The sequence below is a fragment of the Streptomyces sp. SLBN-118 genome, from assembly GCF_006715635.1.
Taxonomy (GTDB): Bacteria; Actinomycetota; Actinomycetes; order Streptomycetales; family Streptomycetaceae; genus Streptomyces.
This window is the reverse complement of record NZ_VFNP01000002.1, coordinates 1,199,872-1,221,296: the sequence shown is the minus strand read 5'-3', so window position 1 is coordinate 1,221,296 and position 21,425 is coordinate 1,199,872. Positions and strand designations below refer to the sequence as shown.

The following is a 21,425-nucleotide window of genomic DNA, read 5'->3' as shown; positions in this document are numbered from 1 at the left end:
GTGAGTACCCCCGCCGTACACCTTTCTGGGCGCAGACTTGGGCCATGAACTGGTGCCGGTACCGCTTCCGCAGCATCTGGGATCTGACCGCCCGGCCCGCCGCCGTGTACGCGGTGCTCGAGCGGGCCGAGGACTACCCGTGCTGGTGGCCCCAGGTACGTGAGGTGACCCAGCTCGACGAGCTGACCGGGACCGCCCGCTTCCGCTCCTTCCTCCCGTACGAACTGCTCGTCACCGCCCGCGCCCAGCGGCGCGACCCGGCGGCGGGTGTGCTCGAAGTGGGCATGGAGGGGGACCTGAAGGGCTGGGCGCGATGGACGCTCTCGGCGCTCGGCGCGGGCACCCGGGCGCTGTACGAACAGGAGGTGGAGGTGTGCAAGCCGCTGATGAGGCGGCTCGCGGTGCCGTGCCGCCCGGTCTTCCGTGCCAACCATGCGGTGATGATGCGCGGGGGCCGGCGCGGACTTGCCGCCTACCTGGACGGAGTTTGAAGGAAACCAGCAGGGACCTGTATGGTTCAGTGCGTTCCCGGGCGATTAGCTCAGTGGGAGAGCGCTTCGTTCACACCGAAGAGGTCACTGGTTCGAACCCAGTATCGCCCACCGGGAGAGGCCGGTCCGTCAGTCGACGGACCGGCCTCACTGCGTTTGCGGGCCACAAGCCTGTACCAATGACCCGCCCGGAGGGGATCCTCCGCGCTACCGCCCCCGGAAAGGCGTAGACCAATCTCCGGGGATTCTGCCTCCCCCTTTCCGAAGAGGCTTCAACTTCCCTGCGGGTGGCGGCCGTTGGCTCCCCGGGCTCTTGACGTGGGCGCGCCATTCCGCTCTAATCCGCCTCGCAGGTCCAGACCAATCGTGGCGCCGCGTCCGGTCCGACGACCCGCCCCCACCCCTTCACCGGGAGGTCATGTGCGTATCCGAAATCGCCTTCTGGCCGGACTCGGTGCGGCGCTGCTCGCCGCAGCCGCATCGCTCGCCGTGCCCGGCACGGCCCAGGCCGCCAACCTGCTCAGCAATCCCGGCTTCGAAACCGGCTCTCTGTCCGGCTGGTCATGCACCGGCGGACTCGGCTCGGTGGTGAGCAGCCCCGTGCACAGCGGTACGAAGGCGCTCGCCGGTGCCGTGAGCGCGAGCGACAACGCCCAGTGCACCCAGACCGTCGCCGTGCAGCCCAACACCGCGTACACGCTCTCGGGCTGGGTGCGCGGCAGCTACGTCTACCTCGGCGTGACCGGGGGGACGTCCACCTGGACTCCGTCCGCGACCGCGTACACCAAGCTGTCCGTCTCCTTCACCACCGGCGCATCGCAGACCACCGCCGAAATCTACGTCCACGGCTGGTACGCGCAGGGCACCTACAACGCCGACGACATCAGCCTCGACGGCCCCGGCGGCGGAGGGGGCGGCGACACCCAGGCGCCCACCGCACCAACGAATCTCCACTCCACCGGCACGTCGTCCTCCAGTGTCTCCCTGGCCTGGAGCGCGTCGACCGACAATGTCGGCGTCACCGGCTACGACGTCTACCAGGGCTCCACGAGAGCCACCACGGTGACCGGCACCGGGGCCACCGTCAGCGGTCTTGCCGCGAGCACCTCGTACAGCTTCACCGTCCGGGCCCATGACGCGGCAGGCAACGTCTCACCGGCGTCGACCACCGTCAGTGTGACGACCGACGCGGGCGGCGGCGGTGGCACCGGCTTCAAGCAGGCCGCCCCGTACCTCTACTTGGGCTGGGGCGATCCGCCGAGTGCCACCTCGGTGATGAGCGCGACCGGTATCAAGTGGTTCACCATGGCCTTCATCCTCTCCTCCGGGGGCTGCAACCCCGCCTGGGACGGCAACCGCCCGCTCACCGGGGGCGCCGACCAGTCCACCATCAACGCTATTCGTGGCGCGGGTGGTGACATCGTCCCGTCCATCGGCGGCTGGAGCGGCAACAAGCTCGGCCCGAACTGCTCAACGCCCGAGGCCCTGGCCGGCGCCTACCAGAAGGTGATCAGCGCCTATGGCCTGAAGGCCATCGACGTCGACATCGAGAACAGCGACGAGTTCGAGAACGAGGTCGTCCAGGACCGGATCATCGGCGCGCTGAAGATCGTCAAGCAGAACAACCCCGGCCTGAAGACCATCCTCACCTTCGGCACCAGCACCACCGGCCCGAGCTGGTGGGGCAGCCGCCTCATCGAGCGCGCGAACGCACTCCAGGCCGACATCGACGTCTTCACCATCATGCCCTTCGACTTCGGCGGCGGCGCCGACATGTACGGCAACACCGTCAACGCCACCGAAGGGCTCAAGACCAAGCTCAAGAGCACCTTCGGCTGGTCGGACGCCACCGCCTACGCCCATATCGGCATCTCGGGCATGAACGGCCTCAGCGACCAGCAGGAACTGACCAGTCCGGCGACCTGGACCCAGATCAAGGACTGGGCCAACTCCCATCACATCGCGCGGCTCGCGTACTGGTCGGTCAACCGTGACCGTCCCTGCCCGGGCGGCGGCGTGGTGAGCAACTGCTCCGGCATCAGCCAGAGCACCTGGCAATTCACCTCCATCACCGCGGGATTCACCGGCTGACGAGACCGGGTGGCGCCCCGCCCGGGGCGCCACCCGGATCAGGCCGCGGCCGGCAGGTTCGTACGCAGCGGCCAGTGCGGGTCGACCTCCTCCGGCGTACCACTGCGCGCGAACCACGCCTGCAGCCCGCGTGCCTGCGCCGCGTGCCACACCGCCTGCCGCGTATGCAGCTCCGAGGGGGCAAGACGCTCCAGGCGCGAGGCGAAACGGCGCCCCACCGCCCGGGTGACCTCGAGCGCCGCCATCGCGTCCGCAGCCGCGTCATGGGCGCCGTCCAGCACCACCTCGTACTGGTCGCACAGGTCCGAGAGGGTACGGCGGCCCTTGCGGTAGCGGTCCAGATGCTTGTCCAGGACCCTCGGATCCAGCACGCACAGCGAAGCGTTCTCCAGGTACTGGGCGAGCGACGCCGCGCGATGGCGCCTCAACTCCCGGTCCAGGATGGTCAGATCGAAGGGTGCGTTCATCACCACGAGCGGGCGGGCCGCCGCGCACTGCTCGGCAAGGAGCCTCGCTATCTCCTCCATCACGGGCGCCGGCCAGCGGCCGTTGCGCTGAAGGTGATCGTCCGTCAGCCCGTGCACCTCGGTGGCGCCCGGAGGCACGGGCACCCCGGGATTGACCAGCCAGCGTGTGACGCGCGGGCGGCCGCCCGTCATGTCCTGGACGACGACCGCAGCCGAGACGATGCGGTCCTCCTCGACGTCGACTCCGGTGGTTTCAGTGTCAAATGCGGCCAGGGGGCCGTCATACCAGCGCGTCATCCCCGAACTCCTCGCACAAGCCTGGCAGATGGCGTGATCCGCCTGCCCGAATCGGTGATACCCGGGCTGTTTGCGCCGTACGCCGGGCGGTGACAACACAGATGACGGGTACGCAATTTGACGTTCCGTCCAGGGGACATCGATCGGCACAGCCCGGAAGGCACGAGGAGCCATGGCGCTCACGCAGCCTGAGTCTGGGGGTACCTCCCAGGCCGAAGGCCGAGGGGGAGGGCTGCCGTCCCAGCGGACAGCACCGCTGCGCGGAGCACTCGCCACCACCGCCTGCATGGAGACACTCCAGGTGGGATATCTGCATGCCGTCGCCGCCGCGGCGGGCTGCTCCCTTTCGCAGCCCTTTCCGGACAACGGCATCGACTGGCATGTCAGCCACAGTTCGGCCGGTCACACCGTCGACGACGAGGTGACCATCAAAGTGCAGCTCAAGTGCACGTACCAGATTCCGCCGCACCCACCGGGACCGGTGTTCTCCTTCACCCTCGACAACGACCATCTGGTGAAGCTGGCCCGCACCCCGGTGTCCGTGCACAAGATCCTCGTCGTGATGCTCGTCCCCCGGACCCAGGGCGAGTGGCTGCGCGCCAGTCACGACCGGCTCGATCTGCGGCACTGCTGCTACTGGACCAACCTGGCAGGCCACCCGGTGACGGGCAGGAACAGGACCACTGTGCGGATCCCGACCTCGCGGATCTTCGACGACCGGGCCCTCTGCGAGATCATGACCCGGGTCGGGGTGGGAGGGAGACCTTGATGCAGCGGCCTTTCGACGAGTCGGTACGGCCCCATCCGACGGGTGACCTGCCGGGTGCCTGGTACGGAGGCGGCCAGCCCGACCCCGCCCACGTCGACCCCCTGGTCCTCGCGGCGCTCCTGGACCGGCACGGCTGGCGGCGGCGCGGTGGAGCAGCCGGGCGGTACGCACGCTGGACGCCGCCGGGGCCTGCCACGGGCGGGACGAGTCTGCTGGTGCCCGAGAGCAGGTCGTTCCCGGACTGCGAGGACCTGCTGAGCGAGGCGCTGACCGCGCTCGCGCGCAGTGCCGCGCCCTCGGCCCGCGACGTGCTCGTCGGACTGAGCGTGCCGAGCGACGAGATCCGGTGGTTGCGTGATGTGCCCCACGGGCCGTCGGGCGCTGTGTCGTGGACGGTACAGGAGCAACTGCGGGGAGCCGCACGGCAGATGCTGATGGCCGGTGCGCTGGCCGCCCGCGGCCGCGCGGGGTACTACGGCGCGCGACACCGGCGGCAGGCGCAGGCCTCGCTGGAGGGGGTCCTGGTGGGACCGGCACCCGGCGGGCGCAGCCTCACCGCGTTTGTGCCGGTGCAGAGCGGGCGGGCGGTCGTGGTGCGGCTGTATCACGCCTTGCAGGCGGCGCGGGAGGCGGCGGACTACCAGCGCGCGACGGGCGGGATGGAGGCGTTCGACGCGGCCGTCGAGGCGGGAGTGAGCCGCGAACTGACGGAAGCGATCATCGCGCTGGTGCGAGGGGCCGAGGGGGCGCGGGTGGCGCTGGAGTGGTCGCCCGCGGCGGGAGTCCCCGAGGGCTGCGCGCCACGGAACGAACCGGTCGAGTTCTCGCCCGGTGACCTGCCCGCGCTGCGCGAGGCCGGCGCCCGCTACCTCCAGGGCGAGCCGTCCGTGCCGGTCCGCATCACCGGCACGGTGGTCCGGATGCGCCGGTCCGGGCCGCGCGGGTCCGGGACGGTACGGCTTCGCGTCCTGGCCGGAGCGGAGGTGCCGCACGTCAGGGTGGCGCTGGACGAGGACTCCTATCGCACGGCGGGCCATGCGCACCTGGTCGGCCTGCCGATCCGGGTCGTGGGGCGCCTGGAGAGCCGAGGGGGGTTCCGGCGGCTGACGGATGCGTCGAATGTGGTTCCGGTGCAGGTGGACGAGGCGGAGCGGGACCGGCTGATGAAGTCGCTCCAGGAGAACCTGGACTTCTTCGAGGAGGCGTGTCAGGAGGAGTGAGGGGGCGGGCGGGGGGTTGCGGTGCGCCTTGTCCCCGCCCTGCCCGCCCTCCTCCTACGGCCCGGCAGCCGTGGGAGGTACCCGTGGCGCGGGGTCCCGTGCGGAGCCCCGGGGAATCAACCGTTTCGCGGCGCACCCCACCGGCTCGGTACGATTCGTAGCGCGCCCACCACCACTGCGGCGCCCCCCTTCAGTCAGGAGAGACCGGTGTCAGACGTCCGTGTGATCATCCAACGCGATTCCGAGCGGGAAGAGCGCGTGGTGACCACGGGCACCACGGCAGCCGACCTGTTCCCCGGCGAGCGCACCGTCGTCGCCGCCCGCGTCGCCGGCGAGCTGAAGGACCTCGCGTACGAGGTCAAGGACGGCGAGGAGGTCGAGCCCGTCGAGATCTCCTCCGAGGACGGACTGAACATCCTTCGGCACTCCACCGCGCACGTGATGGCGCAGGCCGTGCAGGAGCTCTTCCCCGAGGCCAAGCTCGGCATCGGCCCGCCGGTCAAGGACGGTTTCTACTACGACTTCGACGTCGAGAAGCCCTTCCACCCCGATGACCTCAAGGCCATCGAGAAGAAGATGCAGGAGATCCAGAAGCGCGGCCAGCGCTTCTCGCGCCGCGTCGTCACCGACGAAGCGGCCCGCGAGGAGCTCGCAGGCGAGCCGTACAAGCTGGAGCTCATCGGCATCAAGGGCTCTGCGTCCTCCGACGACGGCGCAGACGTCGAGGTGGGTGGCGGCGAGCTGACCATCTACGACAACCTCGACGCCAAGACGGGCGAGCTGTGCTGGAAGGACCTGTGCCGCGGTCCGCACCTGCCCAGCACCCGCAACATCCCGGCGTTCAAGCTGATGCGCAACGCCGCCGCGTACTGGCGCGGCAGCGAGAAGAACCCCATGCTGCAGCGGATCTACGGCACCGCCTGGCCCTCCAAGGAAGAGCTCAAGGCTCACCTGGAGTTCCTTGCCGAGGCCGAGAAGCGCGACCACCGCAAGCTGGGCAACGAGCTGGACCTGTTCTCCATCCCGGACCAGATCGGTTCCGGTCTCGCGGTTTTCCATCCCAAGGGCGGTGTCGTCCGCCGGGTCATGGAGGACTACTCCCGCAAGCGGCACGAGGAGGAGGGGTACGAGTTCGTCTACACCCCCCACGCCACCAAGGGGAAGCTCTTCGAGACCTCGGGCCACCTGGACTGGTACGCCGAGGGCATGTACCCGCCCATGCAGCTCGACGAGGGCACGGACTACTACCTCAAGCCCATGAACTGCCCGATGCACAACCTGATCTTCGATGCGCGCGGCCGCTCCTACCGTGAACTGCCGCTGCGTCTCTTCGAGTTCGGGACCGTGTACCGCTACGAGAAGTCGGGCGTCGTGCACGGCCTGACCCGGGCCCGCGGCTTCACCCAGGACGACGCGCACATCTACTGCACCAAGGAGCAGATGGCGGACGAGCTCGACTCGACGCTGACCTTCGTGCTGAACCTGCTGCGCGACTACGGCCTCACCGACTTCTATCTGGAGCTGTCCACCAAGGACCCGGAGAAGTTCGTCGGCTCCGACGAGGTCTGGGAGGAGGCGACCGAGACGCTGCGCAAGGTCGCCGAGAAGCAGGGCCTCCCGCTCGTCCCCGACCCGGGCGGCGCCGCGTTCTACGGGCCGAAGATCTCCGTGCAGGCCAAGGACGCCATCGGCCGTACCTGGCAGATGTCCACCGTCCAGCTCGATTTCAACCTGCCCGAGCGCTTCGACCTGGAGTACACCGGTCCCGACGGCGCCAAGCAGCGCCCGGTCATGATCCACCGCGCGCTGTTCGGCTCGATCGAGCGGTTCTTCGCGGTGCTGCTCGAGCACTACGCGGGCGCGTTCCCGGCCTGGCTCGCGCCGGTCCAGGCACTGGGCATTCCGATCGGTGACGCGCACATTCCCTACCTTCGGGAGTTCGCCGCCAAGGCCAAGACCAAGGGGCTTCGCGTCGAGGTCGACGCCTCCTCCGACCGCATGCAGAAGAAGATCCGCAACGCGCAGAAGCAGAAGGTGCCCTTCATGGTCATCGCGGGCGACGAGGACATGGCCGCCGGCGCGGTCTCCTTCCGCTACCGCGACGGATCGCAGGAGAACGGCATCCCCGTCGACGAGGCCATCGCGAAGATCGCGAAGGTCGTCGAGGAGCGCGTCCAGCTCTGACGCCCTCCGCCCGGAGACACCGGCCGCAGGAGACCCCCGCAGCGCGATCAGCGCTGTGGGGGTCTCCCGTCTGTGCGGCCGGGCGAAGTCATATGCTGCACAACATGACGCTTGAGCCGGAGCAGCAGATCGGAGTCGGGACGCAGGATGCGTTCCAGCGCCTGTGGACACCCCACCGCATGGCGTACATCCAGGGAGAGAACAAGCCGACCGGTCCGGGGGCCGAGGACGGCTGCCCCTTCTGCGTCATCCCCTCCAAGTCGGACGAGGACGGGCTTGTCATCGCTCGCGGCTCGCAGGTCTACGCGGTGCTCAATCTGTACCCGTACAACGGCGGGCACCTGATGGTCGTGCCCTATCGTCATGTCGCCGACTACACCGAACTGGACGACGCGGAGACCGCCGAGCTCGCGCAGTTCACCAAGGACGCCATGACCGCGCTGCGCAAGGCGTCGGGCGCGCACGGCTTCAACATCGGAATGAACCAGGGCACGGTCGCCGGCGCGGGGATCGCCGCGCATCTGCATCAGCACGTCGTGCCGAGGTGGGGCGGGGACACCAACTTCATGCCGGTCGTCGGGCACACGAAAGTCCTGCCTCAGCTGCTCGCCGACACCCGCACGATGCTGGCGGAGGCCTGGCCCGCCTCCTGAAGAGGCGGGCCGTGACCCCTACGCGTCGTAGAGGTCGGCGTTGCGCGGCGTGGGGTCCTGGACGAAGCCGCTGACGATCATGGAGCGGTTGCCGAAGCGTTCGGTGTCCACGCCGTTCTCCTCGAGCACCCTCATCGCCGCCGCGTGCGTGACGCGCAGGACGGGCGTGGCCGCACGCATCGCGTCGTCAGCCATGAAACGGTGCCGCCAGGGCTTCTCGGCCCAGGCGTGGCGCAGCCCGAAGGGCTCGGGGAGCACCAGCTTGCCGCCGAGGAAGTCGAGCAGCGGCGGATACCAGGTGAAGGGCGCGCGCACCGCGAGCCGTACCACCTCGGGCGTCTCCACCAGAGGCAGCACCCGGTCGACGGTCTCCCAGAAGCGGACCGTCTTGGCGACCGTGACGGTCTTGGGCGCGGGCTTGGTGGTGAAGAGCGAGTGCACCGGGCCGAGAGCATGCCCGGTCACCTCGATACGCAGCGTCTCGTGGAGCACGGTCACGGTGATCATCATGGTGATCACCAACTGGCCGTCCCAGAGGGTGAACTGCACGCCCAGATAGTGGCGGTTCCCGCCGCCGAACTGCTGGTGATTGCAGATCCGCTGTATCTCGTGGCCCTTGACCTGGAAGGTCTCCACGTCCTGGCCCTCCGGCCGGGACACCTCCCCGGCATTCTCGCCGACCGGCGCCACGATCCAGTGCTTGACCGAAGGGGTGGGGAAGCCGCCGGAGTTCAGCGGGCCGCGCTCCAGCATCTTCAGCTTGTCGTGGACCGCTCGTATCACGTCCCAGCTGCGGAACTGGTTGATGTCCTTGCCCGATTCCTTGGAGACAAGTTCCTCGGCCATCTGCCAGCTTCCCCAGCGGGTGCCCATGCCGAGTATGCCCTTGGGGCCCGCGTAGAAGACGGCGTTGGACTGCTGCTCGGCGGTGAGCTTCTCCAGGCCCTGGCGCAGCTGCTCGCGCGCGGTCTCATTGGGGTGCCCGGGGACGGCTTCGGGCACCTTGGCGCCGATACCGCCGCCCGACAGCAGGCTGTCCCAGCGCGCGCGAAGATCCTTGGCCGTGGACTCACAGATCCGCTTGGCCAGCACCCAGCCGACGACCGGCGCCACGATCATGCCGCGGATGTAGTACCCGAGAAGGCCTCCGAACGGCAGCCGGATCAGGAAGATCACGGCCAGGCCGCCGATGGCGACGAGCAGCAGGGTGCCCAGCGCCCCCGCCCGCTTGTTGGAGGCCCCCGCGATCGTCCGCCGGAGCTGGAAGACGGCCAGCCACAGCAGCAGCCCCGGCAGGAAGAGCAGCCCGAAGACGGCCATCACACCAGTGAGTCTGGCGTCGCGCTCCTTGCGGATACGGTTGGCGGCCAGGCAGTGCTCGACCACCGCCTGTGGCTCGGTGCCGAAGGACTGGATCAGTGCCTTGCGAGCGCCGCCGAGCATCCGCAGCTGCACCGCCCGCGAGAACGCCTCGCCCAGATTCGGCTCGAACAGCGAGAACTTGCCCGGTTTCACCTCGGACTTGTGCCACTCGCTGTTGGCGTTGAGCAGGTCCTTGACCGGGCTGTCGCGGTACGCGGCGGAGGCGAGCGCATGCGTCGCCGCCGTCTGTCCGGCCGAGCCCAGGAGCGGGACCTGTGCCCCGGGAGTGAAATCGAAACTGTCGGTCGCCACTACCGCCCCCTCGCCGCAAGCATCCGCACTGCGGCCTGTTCCCAACTACCGTGCCCCGCACACCTTCTGAGCTGGGGCACCACAGCGTATCGGGGGCGCACGGTCCTCGTCACAGGATTGAAGTGCCGCCCGCCCCAAAGGAGTCGGCGGGCGGCACTGTCACCTACGAACCGTGCTCGGCCTGTTCACGGATCTTGTCGGCCAGCTGGGGCGGCATCGCCTCATGTCGGGCGTAGGAGCGGCTGAACTGCCCGGTGCCGTGCGAGATCGACCGCAGGTCCACGGCGTACCGCCCGATCTCGATCTCCGGCACCTCGGCCCGCACGAGCGTGCGCCCACCGCCCGCCTGCTCGGTGCCGACCACCCGGCCGCGACGCCCCGACAGATCGCTCATCACGGGACCCACGTACTCGTCCGAGACCAGAACCTTCACCTCGGCCACCGGCTCCAGCAGATGGATGCGCGCATCGCCCGCAGCCTCGCGCAGCGCGAGCGCGCCCGCAGTCTGGAAGGCCGCGTCGGAGGAGTCCACCGAGTGCGCCTTGCCGTCGAGCAGTGTGATCCGTACGTCGACGAGCGGATATCCGGCCGCGACGCCGCGCGCGGCCTGCGCGCGTACGCCCTTCTCCACGGACGGGATGAACTGCCGGGGCACCGCGCCGCCCACGACCTTGTCGACGAACTCGATGCCCGAGCCCGCCGGCAGCGGATCCACCTCGATCTCGCAGATCGCGTACTGGCCGTGTCCGCCGGACTGCTTCACATGCCGCCCGCGTCCCGCCGACTGCTCGCCGAAGGTCTCCCGCAGCGACACCTTGTGCGGTACGACGTCGACCTGGACGCCGTAGCGGTTGCGCAGCCGCTCCAGCGCGACGTCCGCGTGGGCCTCACCGAGACACCACAGGACCACCTGGTGCGTCGCCTGGTTCTGTTCCAGACGCATGGTCGGATCCTCGGCGACCAGTCGCGAAAGCCCCTGGGAGAGCTTGTCCTCGTCAGCCTTGCTGTGTGCCTGGATGGCCAGTGGCAGCAGCGGGTCGGGCATCGTCCAGGGCTCCATCAGCAGCGGGTCGGCCTTGGCCGAGAGCGTGTCCCCGGTCTCGGCCCTGGCCAGCTTGGCCACACAGCCGAGATCTCCGGCGATGACCCGGCCGAGCGGGCGCTGCTGCTTGCCGAAGGGCACGGAGAGCGCGCCGATGCGCTCGTCGACGTCATGGTCCTCGTGGCCGCGGTCGGACAGACCGTGCCCGGACACATGGACGGTCTCGTCGGGACGCAGGGTGCCGGAGAAGACCCGTACGAGAGAGATCCGGCCGACATAGGGGTCGGACGCGGTCTTGACCACCTCGGCCACCAGCGGACCGTCCGGGTCGCAGCTGATCTGCGGGCGTGACGCGCCCTGCGGGGTGGTGACGGCGGGGGCGGTGGTCTCCAGCGGGGTCGGGAAACCGCCGGTGACGAGTTCGAGCAGCTCGACCGTGCCGAGCCCCTGCTTGGCGCCATCGGGCGCGGGTGCCGCGGCCAGCACCGGGTGGAAGATGCCCCGCGCCACGGCCTTCTCAAGGTCCCCGATCAGCGTCTTGAGGTCGATCTCGCCGCCGCCGAGGTAGTGGTCCATGAGGGTCTCGTCCTCGCTCTCGGCGATGATCCCTTCGATCAGCCGGTTGCGGGCCTCCTCGATCAGTTCCGCCTGCGCCGGATCGGGCGGAGTCTCCTTCCGTTCGCCGGAGGAGTAGTCGAAGATCTTCTGGGACAGCAGTCCGACGAGTCCGGTGACCGGGGCGTGCCCGTCGGGATGCTGCGCTCCGTACTGCGGCAGATAGAGCGGCAGTACGGCGTCGGGGTCGTCGCCGCCGAAGATGCTCCCGCAGACCCGGGTCAGTTCCTCGAAGTCGGTCCGCGCCGTGTCCAGATGCGTGACGACGATCGCGCGCGGCATTCCCACCGCGGCGCACTCCTCCCACACCATCCGGGTCGCGCCCGCGATCGCGTCCGCCTCCTGCGCGGCGGACACAACGAAAAGGGCCGCGTCCGCGGCTCGCAGACCGGCCCTGAGCTCCCCGACGAAGTCGGCATATCCGGGAGTGTCCAGCAGATTGATTTTGTACCCGCCCCATTCGACGGGGACCAGGGACAGCTGGACGGAACGTTGCTGCCGGTGCTCGATCTCGTCGTAGTCCGAGACCGTCGCGCCGTCCTCGACCCGGCCCGCCCGGTTGACCGCTCCCGCGGTCAGCGCGAGGGCCTCGATCAATGTTGTTTTTCCCGATCCGCTGTGGCCGACCAGCACCACGTTCCGTACGGATGTGGGCTGGTCGGCCGTAGCTGCCCTGCCGGCGGCTCCGGGGTGTGCATTCGCCTTGTCGCCCATGATCTTGCCTCCCGATCGATTGCCCGGTGAGGAGAGTGGGGCCGCGGGCGCGGGAAGCCATGAGGGAGGTCCCGGACCGTGTCCGGGGCAGCTCCGGCGATGCCCGCGGTCGTCTTTCGAGCTTTCCACTCCCGTCACGGTGCGTCCATACGTCGTACGCGACCGTGGGAGGCGGGTGTGGCTCAGTGGAGCGCGCCGGGCCTGGCTACGATGGGCCAGCCGGTGGCCGATGGGGCCACTCGGCCCACCGACCCTTCGGGAAGGCCATGCTGAACAAGTACGCGCGTGCATTTTTTACGCGTGTCCTCACACCGTTCGCAGCGTTTCTGCTCCGCCGGGGGGTGAGCCCCGACGCGGTCACGCTCATCGGCACGGCCGGAGTGATGGCGGGTGCGCTGGTCTTCTTCCCCCGGGGAGAGTTCTTTTGGGGCACGATCGTCATCACGTCGTTCGTCTTCTCCGACCTTGTCGACGGCAATATGGCGCGGCAGGCGGGCGTCTCGAGCCGCTGGGGGGCCTTCCTGGACTCGACGCTCGACCGGGTCGCCGACAGCGCGATCTTCGGCGGCTTCGCGCTCTGGTACGCGGGCAATGGGGACGACAATGTGATGTGCGCCGTCGCCATCTTCTGTCTGGCGAGCGGCCAGGTCGTCTCGTACACCAAGGCACGTGGTGAGGCGATCGGGCTGCCGGTCGCGGTCAACGGCCTGGTCGAGCGGGCCGAGCGGCTGGTGATCTCACTGGTCGCGGCCGGGCTCGCGGGTCTGCACGCCTTCGGGGTGCCGGGCATCGAAGTCCTGCTGCCGATCGCGCTGTGGATCGTCGCCGTGGGCAGCCTGGTGACGCTCGGGCAGCGCGTCGTGACGGTACGACGCGAGTCCGCGGAGGCCGACGCCGCCGCGGCGCAGGGGAACGAGGCTGAGGCGACGTGATGCGGGAGCGGCTGACCGACGGCCTGTACGGCCTGGGCTGGAGCACGGTCAAGAAGCTGCCCGAGCCGGTGGCCGCCGCGCTCGGCCGCACCATCGCGGACATCGCGTGGAAGCGGCGCGGCAAGAGCGTGCTGCGGCTGGAGTCCAACCTCGCCCGTGTCGTGCCCGACGCAGGCCCCGAACGCCTTGCCGAGCTGTCGAAGGCCGGCATGCGCTCGTACATGCGGTACTGGATGGAATCCTTCCGGCTGCCCACCTGGAGCGCGGAGCGGGTCAGCGACAACGTCCAGATCAAGGACGCCCACTATCTGACGGACGCGCTCGCCTCCGGCCGCGGAGTGATACTCGCGCTGCCGCACCTGGCGAACTGGGACCTCGCGGGCGTGTGGGTCACCCGGACCGTGGGCGTCCCCTTCACCACGGTCGCCGAGCGGCTCAAGCCCGAGACGCTGTACGACCGGTTCGTCGCCTACCGCGAGAGCCTCGGCATGGAGGTGCTGCCGCACACGGGCGGCTCCGCCTTCGGAACGCTGGCCCGGCGGCTGCGCTCCGGCGGCCTGGTCTGCCTGGTCGCCGACCGTGATCTGTCGGCATCGGGCGTCGAGGTGACGTACTTCGGCGAGAGCGCCCGGATGCCCGCCGGACCGGCGATGCTGGCCCAGCAGACCGGTGCGCTGCTGCTGCCGGTGACGCTCTGGTACGACGAGGCGCCGCTCATGCGGGGCCAGATTCACCCGCCTGTCGAGGTCCCCGAGACAGGTACCAAGGCCGAGAAGACGTCCTCCATGACACAGGCGCTGGCCGATGCCTACGCCACGGGAATCGCCGAGCACCCGGAGGACTGGCACATGTTGCAGCGGCTGTGGCTCGCGGACCTCGAGGAGCGGCCGCTGTGAAGATCGGCATCGTCTGCCCGTACTCCTGGGACGTACCGGGCGGCGTCCAATTCCACATCAGAGACCTGGCGGAACATCTGATCCGGCTCGGCCACGAGGTGTCCGTGCTGGCACCGGCGGACGACGAGACACCACTGCCGCCGTACGTGGTCTCGGCGGGGCGGGCCGTACCCGTCCCGTACAACGGCTCGGTCGCCCGGCTCAACTTCGGCTTCCTGTCGGCCGCGCGGGTACGGCGCTGGCTGCACGACGGCACCTTCGACGTCATCCACATCCATGAGCCGGCCTCGCCGTCACTGGGCCTGCTCACCTGCTGGGCCGCGCAGGGCCCGATCGTGGCCACCTTCCACACCTCGAACCCGCGCTCCCGCGCGATGATCGCCGCGTACCCGATCCTGCAGCCCGCCCTGGAGAAGATCAGCGCCCGGATCGCGGTCAGCGAGTACGCCCGCCGGACCCTGGTCGAGCACCTGGGCGGCGACGCGGTCGTCATCCCGAACGGCGTCGACATCGGCTTCTTCGACAACGCCGAGGCGAAAGCCGAGTGGCAGGGCGACACGATCGGCTTCATAGGGCGCATCGACGAGCCCCGTAAGGGCCTGCCGGTCCTGATGAAGGCCCTGCCCAAGATCCTCGCCGAGCGGCCCGCGACGAGGCTGCTGGTGGCCGGGCGCGGCGACGAGGAGGAAGCCGTGGCCTCGCTGCCCGTCGGCATGAGGCGGCAGGTCGAGTTCCTGGGCATGGTCAGCGACGAGGACAAGGCACGGCTGCTGCGGAGCGTCGACCTGTACGTGGCCCCCAACACCGGCGGGGAGAGCTTCGGCATCATCCTCGTCGAGGCGATGTCGGCGGGCGCGCCGGTGCTCGCATCGGACCTGGACGCCTTCGCCCAGGTGCTGGACCAGGGCGCCGCCGGCGAACTCTTCGCCAACGAGGACGCGGACGCACTGGCCACGGCGGCGGTCCGCCTCCTGGGCGACCCGGGCCGCCGGGAGGAACTGCGAGCCCGGGGCAGTGCCCATGTACGCCGGTTCGACTGGTCGACGGTCGGATCGGACATCCTGGCGGTCTACGAGACGGTGACGGACGGGGCGGCGTCGGTGGCGGCGGACGAGAGGCCGGGCTTCCGGGCGAGGTTCGGGCTGGCCCGGGACTGATTCGGGCTGGCCCGGGACTGATTGGGGAACAGCCCCGCCGCAGGCGGCGCGCCCCCACCGGTAGCCTTGCCGCCCGTGACCGTAACCCTCATCTGGATCGTCGTCGCCCTCGTCGCGATCGGCCTGTACCTGAGCTGGACCGCCGGGCGGCTCGACCGGCTGCACTCCCGTATCGACGCCGCCCGCGCCGCGCTCGACGCCCAGTTGCTGCGCCGCGCCTCGGTCACCCAGGAGCTCGCCACCTCCGGCGTGCTCGATCCGGCCGCGTCGATCGTGCTGTACGAGGCCGCGCACGCCGCCCGTCAGGCGGAGGAGGACCACCGCGAGGTCGCCGAGAGCGAGCTCAGTGCCGCGCTGCGGGCGGTCTTCGGCGAGGCCGCGCAGGTCGAGGCGGTACGAGCGGTCCCGGGCGGCGAGGATGCCGCGGGCGAGCTCGCCCAGGCCGTACGCCGCGTTCCGATGGCGCGCCGCTTCCACAACGACGCCGTACGCGCCGCCCGCGCCCTGCGTCGTCACCGCACGGTCCGCTGGTTCCGGCTGGCCGGCCACGCACCGTTCCCGCTGGCCTTCGAGATGGACGACGAGCCGCCGTCCGCCCTGGCGGACCGCCCGGGCAGCTGACCCTCCCCGAGCACCTGCACCTGAGCACCCGCACCTGAGCTTCGAAAACGATCCACCGGCTGTTCATTGGCCCTTGCAGTGGACTGGTCCGCGCATGTTCCATCGGTGAGGCACTACTACGTCGTCACCGAGTGAGGTCCACCCGTGTCCAGCACGCTTCCCACCACCCCGCAGGCCCCCGAGACCGGCACCGCGCGCGTCAAGCGCGGAATGGCCGAGCAGCTCAAGGGCGGTGTGATCATGGATGTGGTCAACGCCGAGCAGGCGAAGACAGCCGAGGACGCGGGCGCCGTGGCCGTCATGGCCCTGGAGCGGGTCCCCGCCGACATCCGCAAGGACGGCGGCGTGGCCCGGATGTCCGACCCCACCATGATCGAAGAGATCATCGACGCCGTCTCCATCCCGGTCATGGCCAAGTCCCGGATCGGCCACTTCGTCGAGGCCCAGGTGCTGCAGTCCCTCGGCGTCGACTACATCGACGAGTCCGAGGTGCTGACCCCGGCCGACGAGGTCAACCACTCCGACAAGTGGGCCTTCACCACCCCCTTCGTGTGTGGCGCCACCAACCTGGGTGAGGCCCTGCGCCGTATCGCCGAGGGCGCGGCCATGATCCGCTCCAAGGGCGAGGCCGGCACCGGCAACGTCGTCGAGGCCGTCCGCCACCTGCGCCAGATCAAGAACGAGATCGCCAGGCTGCGCGGCTTCGACAACAACGAGCTGTACGCCGCCGCCAAGGAGCTCCGCGCCCCGTACGAGCTGGTCAAGGAGGTCTCCGAGCTGGGCAAGCTGCCGGTGGTCCTCTTCTCCGCCGGTGGCGTCGCCACCCCCGCCGACGCCGCTCTGATGCGTCAGCTCGGCGCCGAAGGCGTCTTCGTGGGCTCCGGCATCTTCAAGTCGGGCGACCCCGCCAAGCGCGCCGCGGCCATCGTGAAGGCCACCACCTTCTACGACGACCCCAAGATCATCGCGGACGCGTCCCGCAACCTCGGCGAGGCCATGGTCGGCATCAACTGCGACACCCTGCCCGAGACCGAGCGCTACGCGAACCGAGGCTGGTAATGACCACTCCCGGCTCCCCTGTGATCGGAGTTCTCGCTCTGCAGGGCGACGTACGGGAGCACCTGATCGCCCTGGCCGCGGCCGACGCTGTGGCCAGGCCGGTCAGGCGCCCCGAGGAACTCGCCGAGGTCGACGGCCTGGTCATCCCCGGCGGCGAGTCCACCACCATGTCCAAGCTCGCGGCGCTCTTCGGCATGACGGAGCCGCTGCGCGAGCGGATCGCTGCGGGCATGCCCGTCTACGGCACCTGTGCCGGGCTGATCATGGTCGCCGACAAGATCCTGGACCCGCGTTCGGGCCAGGAGACGCTCGGCGGCATCGACATGATCGTCCGCCGCAATGCCTTCGGCCGGCAGAACGAGTCCTTCGAGGCGGCCGTAGAGGTCGCGGGCGTGGCCGACGGACCGGTCGAGGGTGTCTTCATCCGCGCCCCGTGGGTGGAGTCGGTCGGCGCCGAGGTCGAGGTGCTCGCCGAGCACGACGGTCACATCGTCGCCGTACGGCAGGGCAGTGTCCTGGCCACTTCGTTCCACCCCGAACTCACCGGCGATCACCGGATGCACGGTCTGTTTGTGGACATGGTGCGCGCCGCCGGGTGACGTCGTCCCGGTAGGATCTCTGCCGAACGCAGCAGGAATGGGTTACGCGAAGGAGACAGGCAGATGTCCGGCCACTCTAAATGGGCTACGACGAAGCACAAGAAGGCCGTGATCGATGCCAAGCGCGGCAAGCTCTTCGCGAAGCTGATCAAGAACATCGAGGTCGCGGCCCGCACCGGCGGCGCCGATGTCGAGGGTAACCCGACCCTCTTCGACGCCATCCAGAAGGCGAAGAAGAGCTCGGTCCCGAACAAGAACATCGACTCCGCGGTCAAGCGTGGCGCGGGTCTCGAAGCCGGCGGCGCCGACTACGAGACGATCATGTACGAGGGCTACGGCCCCAACGGCGTCGCCGTCCTCATCGAGTGCCTCACGGACAACCGCAACCGCGCGGCCTCCGACGTTCGCGTCGCGATGACCCGCAACGGCGGCTCGATGGCCGACCCCGGCTCGGTCTCGTACCTCTTCAACCGCAAGGGCGTTGTCATCGTCCCCAAGGGTGAGCTCTCCGAGGACGACGTTCTCGGCGCCGTCCTCGACGCGGGCGCCGAAGAGGTCAACGACCTCGGTGAGTCCTTCGAGGTGCTCAGCGAGGCCACTGACCTGGTCGCGGTGCGCACCGCGCTCCAGGAGGCCGGCATCGACTACGACTCGGCCGAGGCCAACTTCGTCCCGACCATGCAGGTCGAGTTGGAGGAAGATGGCGCACGCAAGATCTTCAAGCTGATCGACGCGCTCGAGGACAGCGACGACGTGCAGAACGTCTTCGCCAACTTCGACGTCCCGGACGAGATCATGGAGAAGGTCGACGCCTGACAGGCAGTCAAGCGGCGGGCCGACGGGACACACCCCGTCGGCCCGCCGCTTTGTCAGTGGCACCGGTTAGCCTGACGACCGCGACCATCAATTGAGAAGGCACGACGGCGAGTGACCACCTCCGCGAGAGCGGCGGCGGTTCAGCCGCAAGGAGGGGGGCGGGGTGCGCGTACTGGGGGTGGACCCGGGGCTGACGCGTTGCGGCGTCGGCGTGGTCGAGGGCGTCGCCGGCCGTCCCCTGACCATGCTCGGCGTTGGTGTCGTACGAACCCCGGCGGACGCCGAGTTGGGCCAAAGGCTCGTCGCCGTCGAGCAGGGCATCGAGCAGTGGCTGGACGAGCACCGGCCCGAATTCGTCGCGGTGGAGCGGGTGTTCAGCCAGCACAATGTGCGCACCGTCATGGGCACCGCGCAGGCCAGCGCGATCGCCATGCTCTGCGCGACCCGGCGCGGCATCCCGGTCGCCCTGCATACGCCCAGCGAGGTCAAGGCCGCCGTCACCGGCACCGGCCGGGCCGACAAGGCGCAGGTCGGGGCGATGGTCACCCGGCTGCTGCGGCTGGATGCCCCGCCCAAGCCCGCCGACGCCGCGGACGCTCTCGCCCTCGCCATCTGTCACATCTGGCGTGCGCCCGCGCAGCGTCGCCTCCAGCAAGCCGTCGCCGCACATCGCACCGTGCACGCACCGAAGGGCCGTACCGCATGATCGCCTTTGTGAGCGGCCCGGTCGCCGCCCTCGCCCCCACCACCGCGGTCATCGAGGTCGGCGGGGTCGGCATGGCCATCCAGTGCACCCCGAACACCCTCTCCGAGCTCCGTATCGGCAAGGAGGCCAAGCTCGCCACCTCCCTTGTCGTACGTGAGGACTCGCTGACGCTTTACGGCTTCGCGGGCGACGACGAGCGCCAGGTCTTCGAGCTGCTGCAGACCGCGAGCGGCGTCGGACCGCGCCTCGCCCAGGCCATGCTCGCCGTGCACACCCCGGATGCCCTGCGTCTCGCCGTCGCCACCGGTGACGAGAAGGCTCTGACAGCGGTGCCGGGCATCGGCAAGAAGGGTGCCCAGAAGCTGCTGCTCGAACTGAAGGACCGGCTGGGCGAACCGGTCGGCGGGCACATCGGCAGGCAGGGCATCGGTACCGCCGCGACGGCTCCGAGAGCATGGCGCGACCAGTTGCACGCCGCGCTGATCGGCCTTGGCTACGCCCCCCGCGAGGCGGACGAGGCGGTCGCGGCCGTCGCCCCGCAGGCCGAGGCCGCCGTGGAAGCACCTCCGGTGGGCCAGCTCCTCAAGGCTGCCCTGCAGACCCTGAACCGCACCCGCTGACTCCAGCCATCGACGCGCGAGGCAATCCACTGTGAACTGGGACGACACCGCACCGACGACCGAAGACATCGCCGCAGAGCGGCTTGTCGGCGCTTGTGCCGACGGCGAGGACCAGGCGGTCGAGGCGGCGCTGCGGCCGAAGTCGCTGGTCGAGTTCGTCGGCCAGGAACGGGTCCGGGAGCAGCTGGACCTGGTCCTGAAGGCGGCCCTCGCCCGTGGCGCGACCGCCGACCATGTCCTGCTCTCCGGCGCCCCCGGCCTCGGCAAGACCACCCTGTCCATGATCATCGCGGCGGAGATGAACGCCCCGATCCGGATCACCTCCGGCCCGGCCATCCAGCACGCCGGTGATCTGGCCGCGATCCTGTCCTCGCTCCAGGAGGGTGAGGTTCTCTTCCTCGACGAGATCCACCGGATGTCGCGGCCCGCCGAGGAGATGCTCTACATGGCCATGGAGGACTTCCGGGTCGACGTGATCGTCGGCAAGGGCCCGGGAGCCACCGCCATTCCCCTGGAGCTGCCGCCGTTCACCCTGGTGGGCGCCACGACCCGGGCCGGGCTGCTGCCGCCGCCGCTGCGCGACCGCTTCGGCTTCACGGCGCACATGGAGTTCTACGAGCCCGCGGAGCTGGAGCGCGTGATCCACCGCTCGGCACAGCTTCTCGACGTCGACATAGAGGCCGACGGAGCCGCCGAGATCGCCGGACGCTCCCGCGGCACGCCCCGTATCGCCAACCGGCTGCTGCGCCGCGTCCGTGACTACGCCCAGGTCAAGGTGGACGGCCTGATCACCCGCGAGGTGGCTGCCGCCGCCCTGAAGGTCTACGAGGTCGACGCCCGCGGACTCGACCGCCTTGACCGTGCCGTCCTCCAGGCGCTGCTGAAGCTCTTCGGCGGCGGTCCGGTGGGACTGTCGACGCTCGCGGTGGCCGTGGGGGAGGAGCGTGAGACCGTCGAGGAGGTGGCCGAGCCCTTCCTGGTACGGGAGGGGCTGCTGGCCCGCACGCCGCGCGGCCGGGTCGCCACCCCCGCTGCCTGGGCCCACCTCGGCCTCGTACCGCCTCAGCAGACCTCGGGTGCAAACGGACAGCAGGGCCTCTTCGGGGCGTGACGGCGCGGATACTCGCCGGGCCAGGAACCTCGGTGGGATGCTGGGCGTTGTTCCATTGATGCGGACTCGCTTAGACTCCGCCGATGCCGCCCTTCCAGGTCGGCGTGCCCACCCCCGTAGATCAGGCCGTTCATACCGCGCGGTCGTGCGAAGGAATTCCGCCCCGTGAATATCTTGACCCTCCTCCCCTTTATCGTGCTCATCGGGGCCATGTTCCTGATGACCCGCTCCGCCAAGAAGAAGCAGCACGCGGCCGCGCAGATGCGTGACCAGATGCAGCCCGGTACCGGCGTGCGGACCATCGGCGGCTTGTACGCCACCGTCAAGGAGGTCAACCACGACACGGTTCTCCTCGAAGCCGCTCCCGGCGTGCACCTGGTGTTCGCCAAGAACTCGATCGGGGCGGTGCTCGACGACGAGGAGTACAACCGCCTCGTGCACGGCGAGGGCGATCTCAAGGCTGACGGTCCCATCGTTCCCGACGACGCTTCCTCGCTGACCGAGGCCGCCGACCCCTCGGACGACGCCAAGATCGACCTCGGCAAGAAGCCGGAGTCCGACGACGCCGAGCCCGAGGACACCGAGGCCGCAGACGCCGAGCCGAAGGATGCCGAGGCCAAGAACGGCAAGGCCGACGGCGAGACCGACGCGAAGTAGCCATGGTCGGGGACCGCGCAGGCGCCCACCGGTG

Annotated in this window: 20 protein-coding genes and 1 tRNA gene; 18 read left to right on the top strand and 3 right to left on the bottom strand. The window is 69.6% G+C overall.

Annotated features, from left to right (window positions below; translation table 11 throughout):
• Positions 1 to 44 precede the first annotated feature (44 nt).
• The 3 genes from FBY35_RS24110 to FBY35_RS24100 all read left to right on the top strand — a co-directional run bounded on the left by FBY35_RS24110 (position 45) and on the right by FBY35_RS24100 (position 2,582).
• Positions 45 to 491 carry an SRPBCC family protein gene (locus FBY35_RS24110; protein ID WP_142216078.1) on the top strand — a complete coding sequence of 149 codons (447 nt, stop codon included), beginning with the start codon at positions 45 to 47 and terminating at the stop codon, positions 489 to 491.
• A 39-nt stretch (positions 492 to 530) separates the two neighbouring features.
• Positions 531 to 602: transfer RNA gene (locus FBY35_RS24105), tRNA-Val, on the top strand.
• 309 nt (positions 603 to 911) lie between these two features.
• On the top strand, positions 912 to 2,582 hold the full coding sequence (locus FBY35_RS24100; RefSeq protein ID WP_142216077.1) for a carbohydrate binding domain-containing protein: 1,671 nt from the start codon (positions 912 to 914) through the stop codon (positions 2,580 to 2,582).
• Between the two features lie 38 nt (positions 2,583 to 2,620).
• Here the strand turns inward: FBY35_RS24100 and FBY35_RS24095 are convergent, their stop codons facing one another.
• Positions 2,621 to 3,346 (bottom strand): 3'-5' exonuclease, encoded by a 726-nt coding sequence (locus FBY35_RS24095; RefSeq protein ID WP_142216076.1) that lies wholly within the window; start codon positions 3,344 to 3,346, stop codon positions 2,621 to 2,623.
• Between the two features lie 172 nt (positions 3,347 to 3,518).
• Between FBY35_RS24095 and FBY35_RS24090 the strand changes: the two genes are divergently transcribed.
• The 4 genes from FBY35_RS24090 (at position 3,519) to FBY35_RS24075 (ending at position 8,172) form a co-directional block, all read left to right on the top strand.
• Positions 3,519 to 4,115: a DUF4365 domain-containing protein gene (locus tag FBY35_RS24090; protein WP_186357052.1), complete on the top strand. Its 597-nt coding sequence runs from the start codon at positions 3,519 to 3,521 to the stop codon at positions 4,113 to 4,115.
• A complete protein-coding gene (locus FBY35_RS24085) occupies positions 4,115 to 5,335 on the top strand; it encodes a hypothetical protein (protein WP_260848799.1) in 1,221 nt (406 codons plus the stop codon). Before FBY35_RS24090 ends, FBY35_RS24085 begins: the two co-directional genes overlap by 1 nt.
• 207 nt (positions 5,336 to 5,542) lie before the next feature.
• Positions 5,543 to 7,519, top strand: coding sequence for a threonine--tRNA ligase (thrS, locus tag FBY35_RS24080; protein ID WP_142216074.1), 1,977 nt, complete (start codon positions 5,543 to 5,545; stop codon positions 7,517 to 7,519).
• A 92-nt stretch (positions 7,520 to 7,611) separates the two neighbouring features.
• Positions 7,612 to 8,172: an HIT domain-containing protein gene (locus tag FBY35_RS24075; RefSeq protein WP_142216073.1), complete on the top strand. Its 561-nt coding sequence runs from the start codon at positions 7,612 to 7,614 to the stop codon at positions 8,170 to 8,172.
• A gap of 18 nt (positions 8,173 to 8,190) precedes the next feature.
• On the opposite strand, the gene FBY35_RS24070 is transcribed toward FBY35_RS24075, so the two are convergent.
• Together FBY35_RS24070 and FBY35_RS24065 are read right to left on the bottom strand one after the other, a co-directional pair.
• Entirely contained in the window at positions 8,191 to 9,846 is a 1,656-nt protein-coding gene (locus FBY35_RS24070; RefSeq protein WP_142216072.1) for a hypothetical protein, read from the bottom strand.
• A 163-nt stretch (positions 9,847 to 10,009) separates the two neighbouring features.
• Entirely contained in the window at positions 10,010 to 12,217 is a 2,208-nt protein-coding gene (locus tag FBY35_RS24065; protein WP_142216071.1) for an elongation factor G-like protein EF-G2, read from the bottom strand.
• 266 nt (positions 12,218 to 12,483) lie between these two features.
• Here FBY35_RS24065 and pgsA point away from each other — a divergent pair, with 266 nt between their 5' ends.
• The 11 genes from pgsA to yajC all read left to right on the top strand — a co-directional run bounded on the left by pgsA (position 12,484) and on the right by yajC (position 21,391).
• Complete coding sequence (gene pgsA, locus FBY35_RS24060; protein WP_142216070.1) at positions 12,484 to 13,149, top strand: phosphatidylinositol phosphate synthase; 666 nt, start codon at positions 12,484 to 12,486, stop codon at positions 13,147 to 13,149.
• Positions 13,149 to 14,045 carry a phosphatidylinositol mannoside acyltransferase gene (locus tag FBY35_RS24055; protein ID WP_142216069.1) on the top strand — a complete coding sequence of 299 codons (897 nt, stop codon included), beginning with the start codon at positions 13,149 to 13,151 and terminating at the stop codon, positions 14,043 to 14,045. Before pgsA ends, FBY35_RS24055 begins: the two co-directional genes overlap by 1 nt.
• A complete protein-coding gene (locus FBY35_RS24050) occupies positions 14,042 to 15,202 on the top strand; it encodes a glycosyltransferase family 4 protein (protein WP_142216068.1) in 1,161 nt (386 codons plus the stop codon). Before FBY35_RS24055 ends, FBY35_RS24050 begins: the two co-directional genes overlap by 4 nt.
• Positions 15,203 to 15,277: 75 nt before the next feature.
• Positions 15,278 to 15,823 carry a LemA family protein gene (locus FBY35_RS24045; RefSeq protein WP_142216067.1) on the top strand — a complete coding sequence of 182 codons (546 nt, stop codon included), beginning with the start codon at positions 15,278 to 15,280 and terminating at the stop codon, positions 15,821 to 15,823.
• A gap of 144 nt (positions 15,824 to 15,967) precedes the next feature.
• On the top strand, positions 15,968 to 16,882 hold the full coding sequence (pdxS, locus tag FBY35_RS24040; protein WP_142216066.1) for a pyridoxal 5'-phosphate synthase lyase subunit PdxS: 915 nt from the start codon (positions 15,968 to 15,970) through the stop codon (positions 16,880 to 16,882).
• Positions 16,882 to 17,481, top strand: coding sequence for a pyridoxal 5'-phosphate synthase glutaminase subunit PdxT (pdxT, locus tag FBY35_RS24035; protein ID WP_142216065.1), 600 nt, complete (start codon positions 16,882 to 16,884; stop codon positions 17,479 to 17,481). The genes pdxS and pdxT overlap by 1 nt, the downstream gene beginning before the upstream one ends.
• Positions 17,482 to 17,544: 63 nt before the next feature.
• Positions 17,545 to 18,297 (top strand): YebC/PmpR family DNA-binding transcriptional regulator, encoded by a 753-nt coding sequence (locus tag FBY35_RS24030; protein ID WP_142216064.1) that lies wholly within the window; start codon positions 17,545 to 17,547, stop codon positions 18,295 to 18,297.
• A 163-nt stretch (positions 18,298 to 18,460) separates the two neighbouring features.
• The gene (gene ruvC, locus FBY35_RS24025) at positions 18,461 to 19,003 is read left to right on the top strand and encodes a crossover junction endodeoxyribonuclease RuvC (protein ID WP_142216063.1); all 543 of its coding nucleotides are present in this window, start codon (positions 18,461 to 18,463) and stop codon (positions 19,001 to 19,003) included.
• Entirely contained in the window at positions 19,000 to 19,623 is a 624-nt protein-coding gene (ruvA, locus tag FBY35_RS24020) for a Holliday junction branch migration protein RuvA (RefSeq protein WP_142216062.1), read from the top strand. The genes ruvC and ruvA overlap by 4 nt, the downstream gene beginning before the upstream one ends.
• Positions 19,624 to 19,654: 31 nt before the next feature.
• Positions 19,655 to 20,734 (top strand): Holliday junction branch migration DNA helicase RuvB, encoded by a 1,080-nt coding sequence (gene ruvB, locus FBY35_RS24015; RefSeq protein ID WP_142216061.1) that lies wholly within the window; start codon positions 19,655 to 19,657, stop codon positions 20,732 to 20,734.
• 165 nt (positions 20,735 to 20,899) lie between these two features.
• Entirely contained in the window at positions 20,900 to 21,391 is a 492-nt protein-coding gene (yajC, locus tag FBY35_RS24010) for a preprotein translocase subunit YajC (RefSeq protein WP_142216060.1), read from the top strand.
• Positions 21,392 to 21,425 lie beyond the last annotated feature (34 nt).

What these genes read in the sequence shown, in the direction of transcription:
- FBY35_RS24110 (WP_142216078.1), top strand. Translation starts at nt 45, where the DNA reads ATGAACTGGTGCCGGTACCGCTTCCGCAGCATCTGGGATCTGACCGCC.
- FBY35_RS24095 (WP_142216076.1), bottom strand. Translation starts at nt 3,346, where the DNA reads ATGACGCGCTGGTATGACGGCCCCCTGGCCGCATTTGACACTGAAACC.
- FBY35_RS24090 (WP_186357052.1), top strand. Translation starts at nt 3,519, where the DNA reads ATGGCGCTCACGCAGCCTGAGTCTGGGGGTACCTCCCAGGCCGAAGGC.
- FBY35_RS24085 (WP_260848799.1), top strand. Translation starts at nt 4,115, where the DNA reads ATGCAGCGGCCTTTCGACGAGTCGGTACGGCCCCATCCGACGGGTGAC.
- FBY35_RS24075 (WP_142216073.1), top strand. Translation starts at nt 7,612, where the DNA reads ATGCTGCACAACATGACGCTTGAGCCGGAGCAGCAGATCGGAGTCGGG.
- FBY35_RS24065 (WP_142216071.1), bottom strand. Translation starts at nt 12,217, where the DNA reads ATGGGCGACAAGGCGAATGCACACCCCGGAGCCGCCGGCAGGGCAGCT.
- pgsA (WP_142216070.1), top strand. Translation starts at nt 12,484, where the DNA reads ATGCTGAACAAGTACGCGCGTGCATTTTTTACGCGTGTCCTCACACCG.
- FBY35_RS24055 (WP_142216069.1), top strand. Translation starts at nt 13,149, where the DNA reads ATGCGGGAGCGGCTGACCGACGGCCTGTACGGCCTGGGCTGGAGCACG.
- pdxT (WP_142216065.1), top strand. Translation starts at nt 16,882, where the DNA reads ATGACCACTCCCGGCTCCCCTGTGATCGGAGTTCTCGCTCTGCAGGGC.
- FBY35_RS24030 (WP_142216064.1), top strand. Translation starts at nt 17,545, where the DNA reads ATGTCCGGCCACTCTAAATGGGCTACGACGAAGCACAAGAAGGCCGTG.
- ruvA (WP_142216062.1), top strand. Translation starts at nt 19,000, where the DNA reads ATGATCGCCTTTGTGAGCGGCCCGGTCGCCGCCCTCGCCCCCACCACC.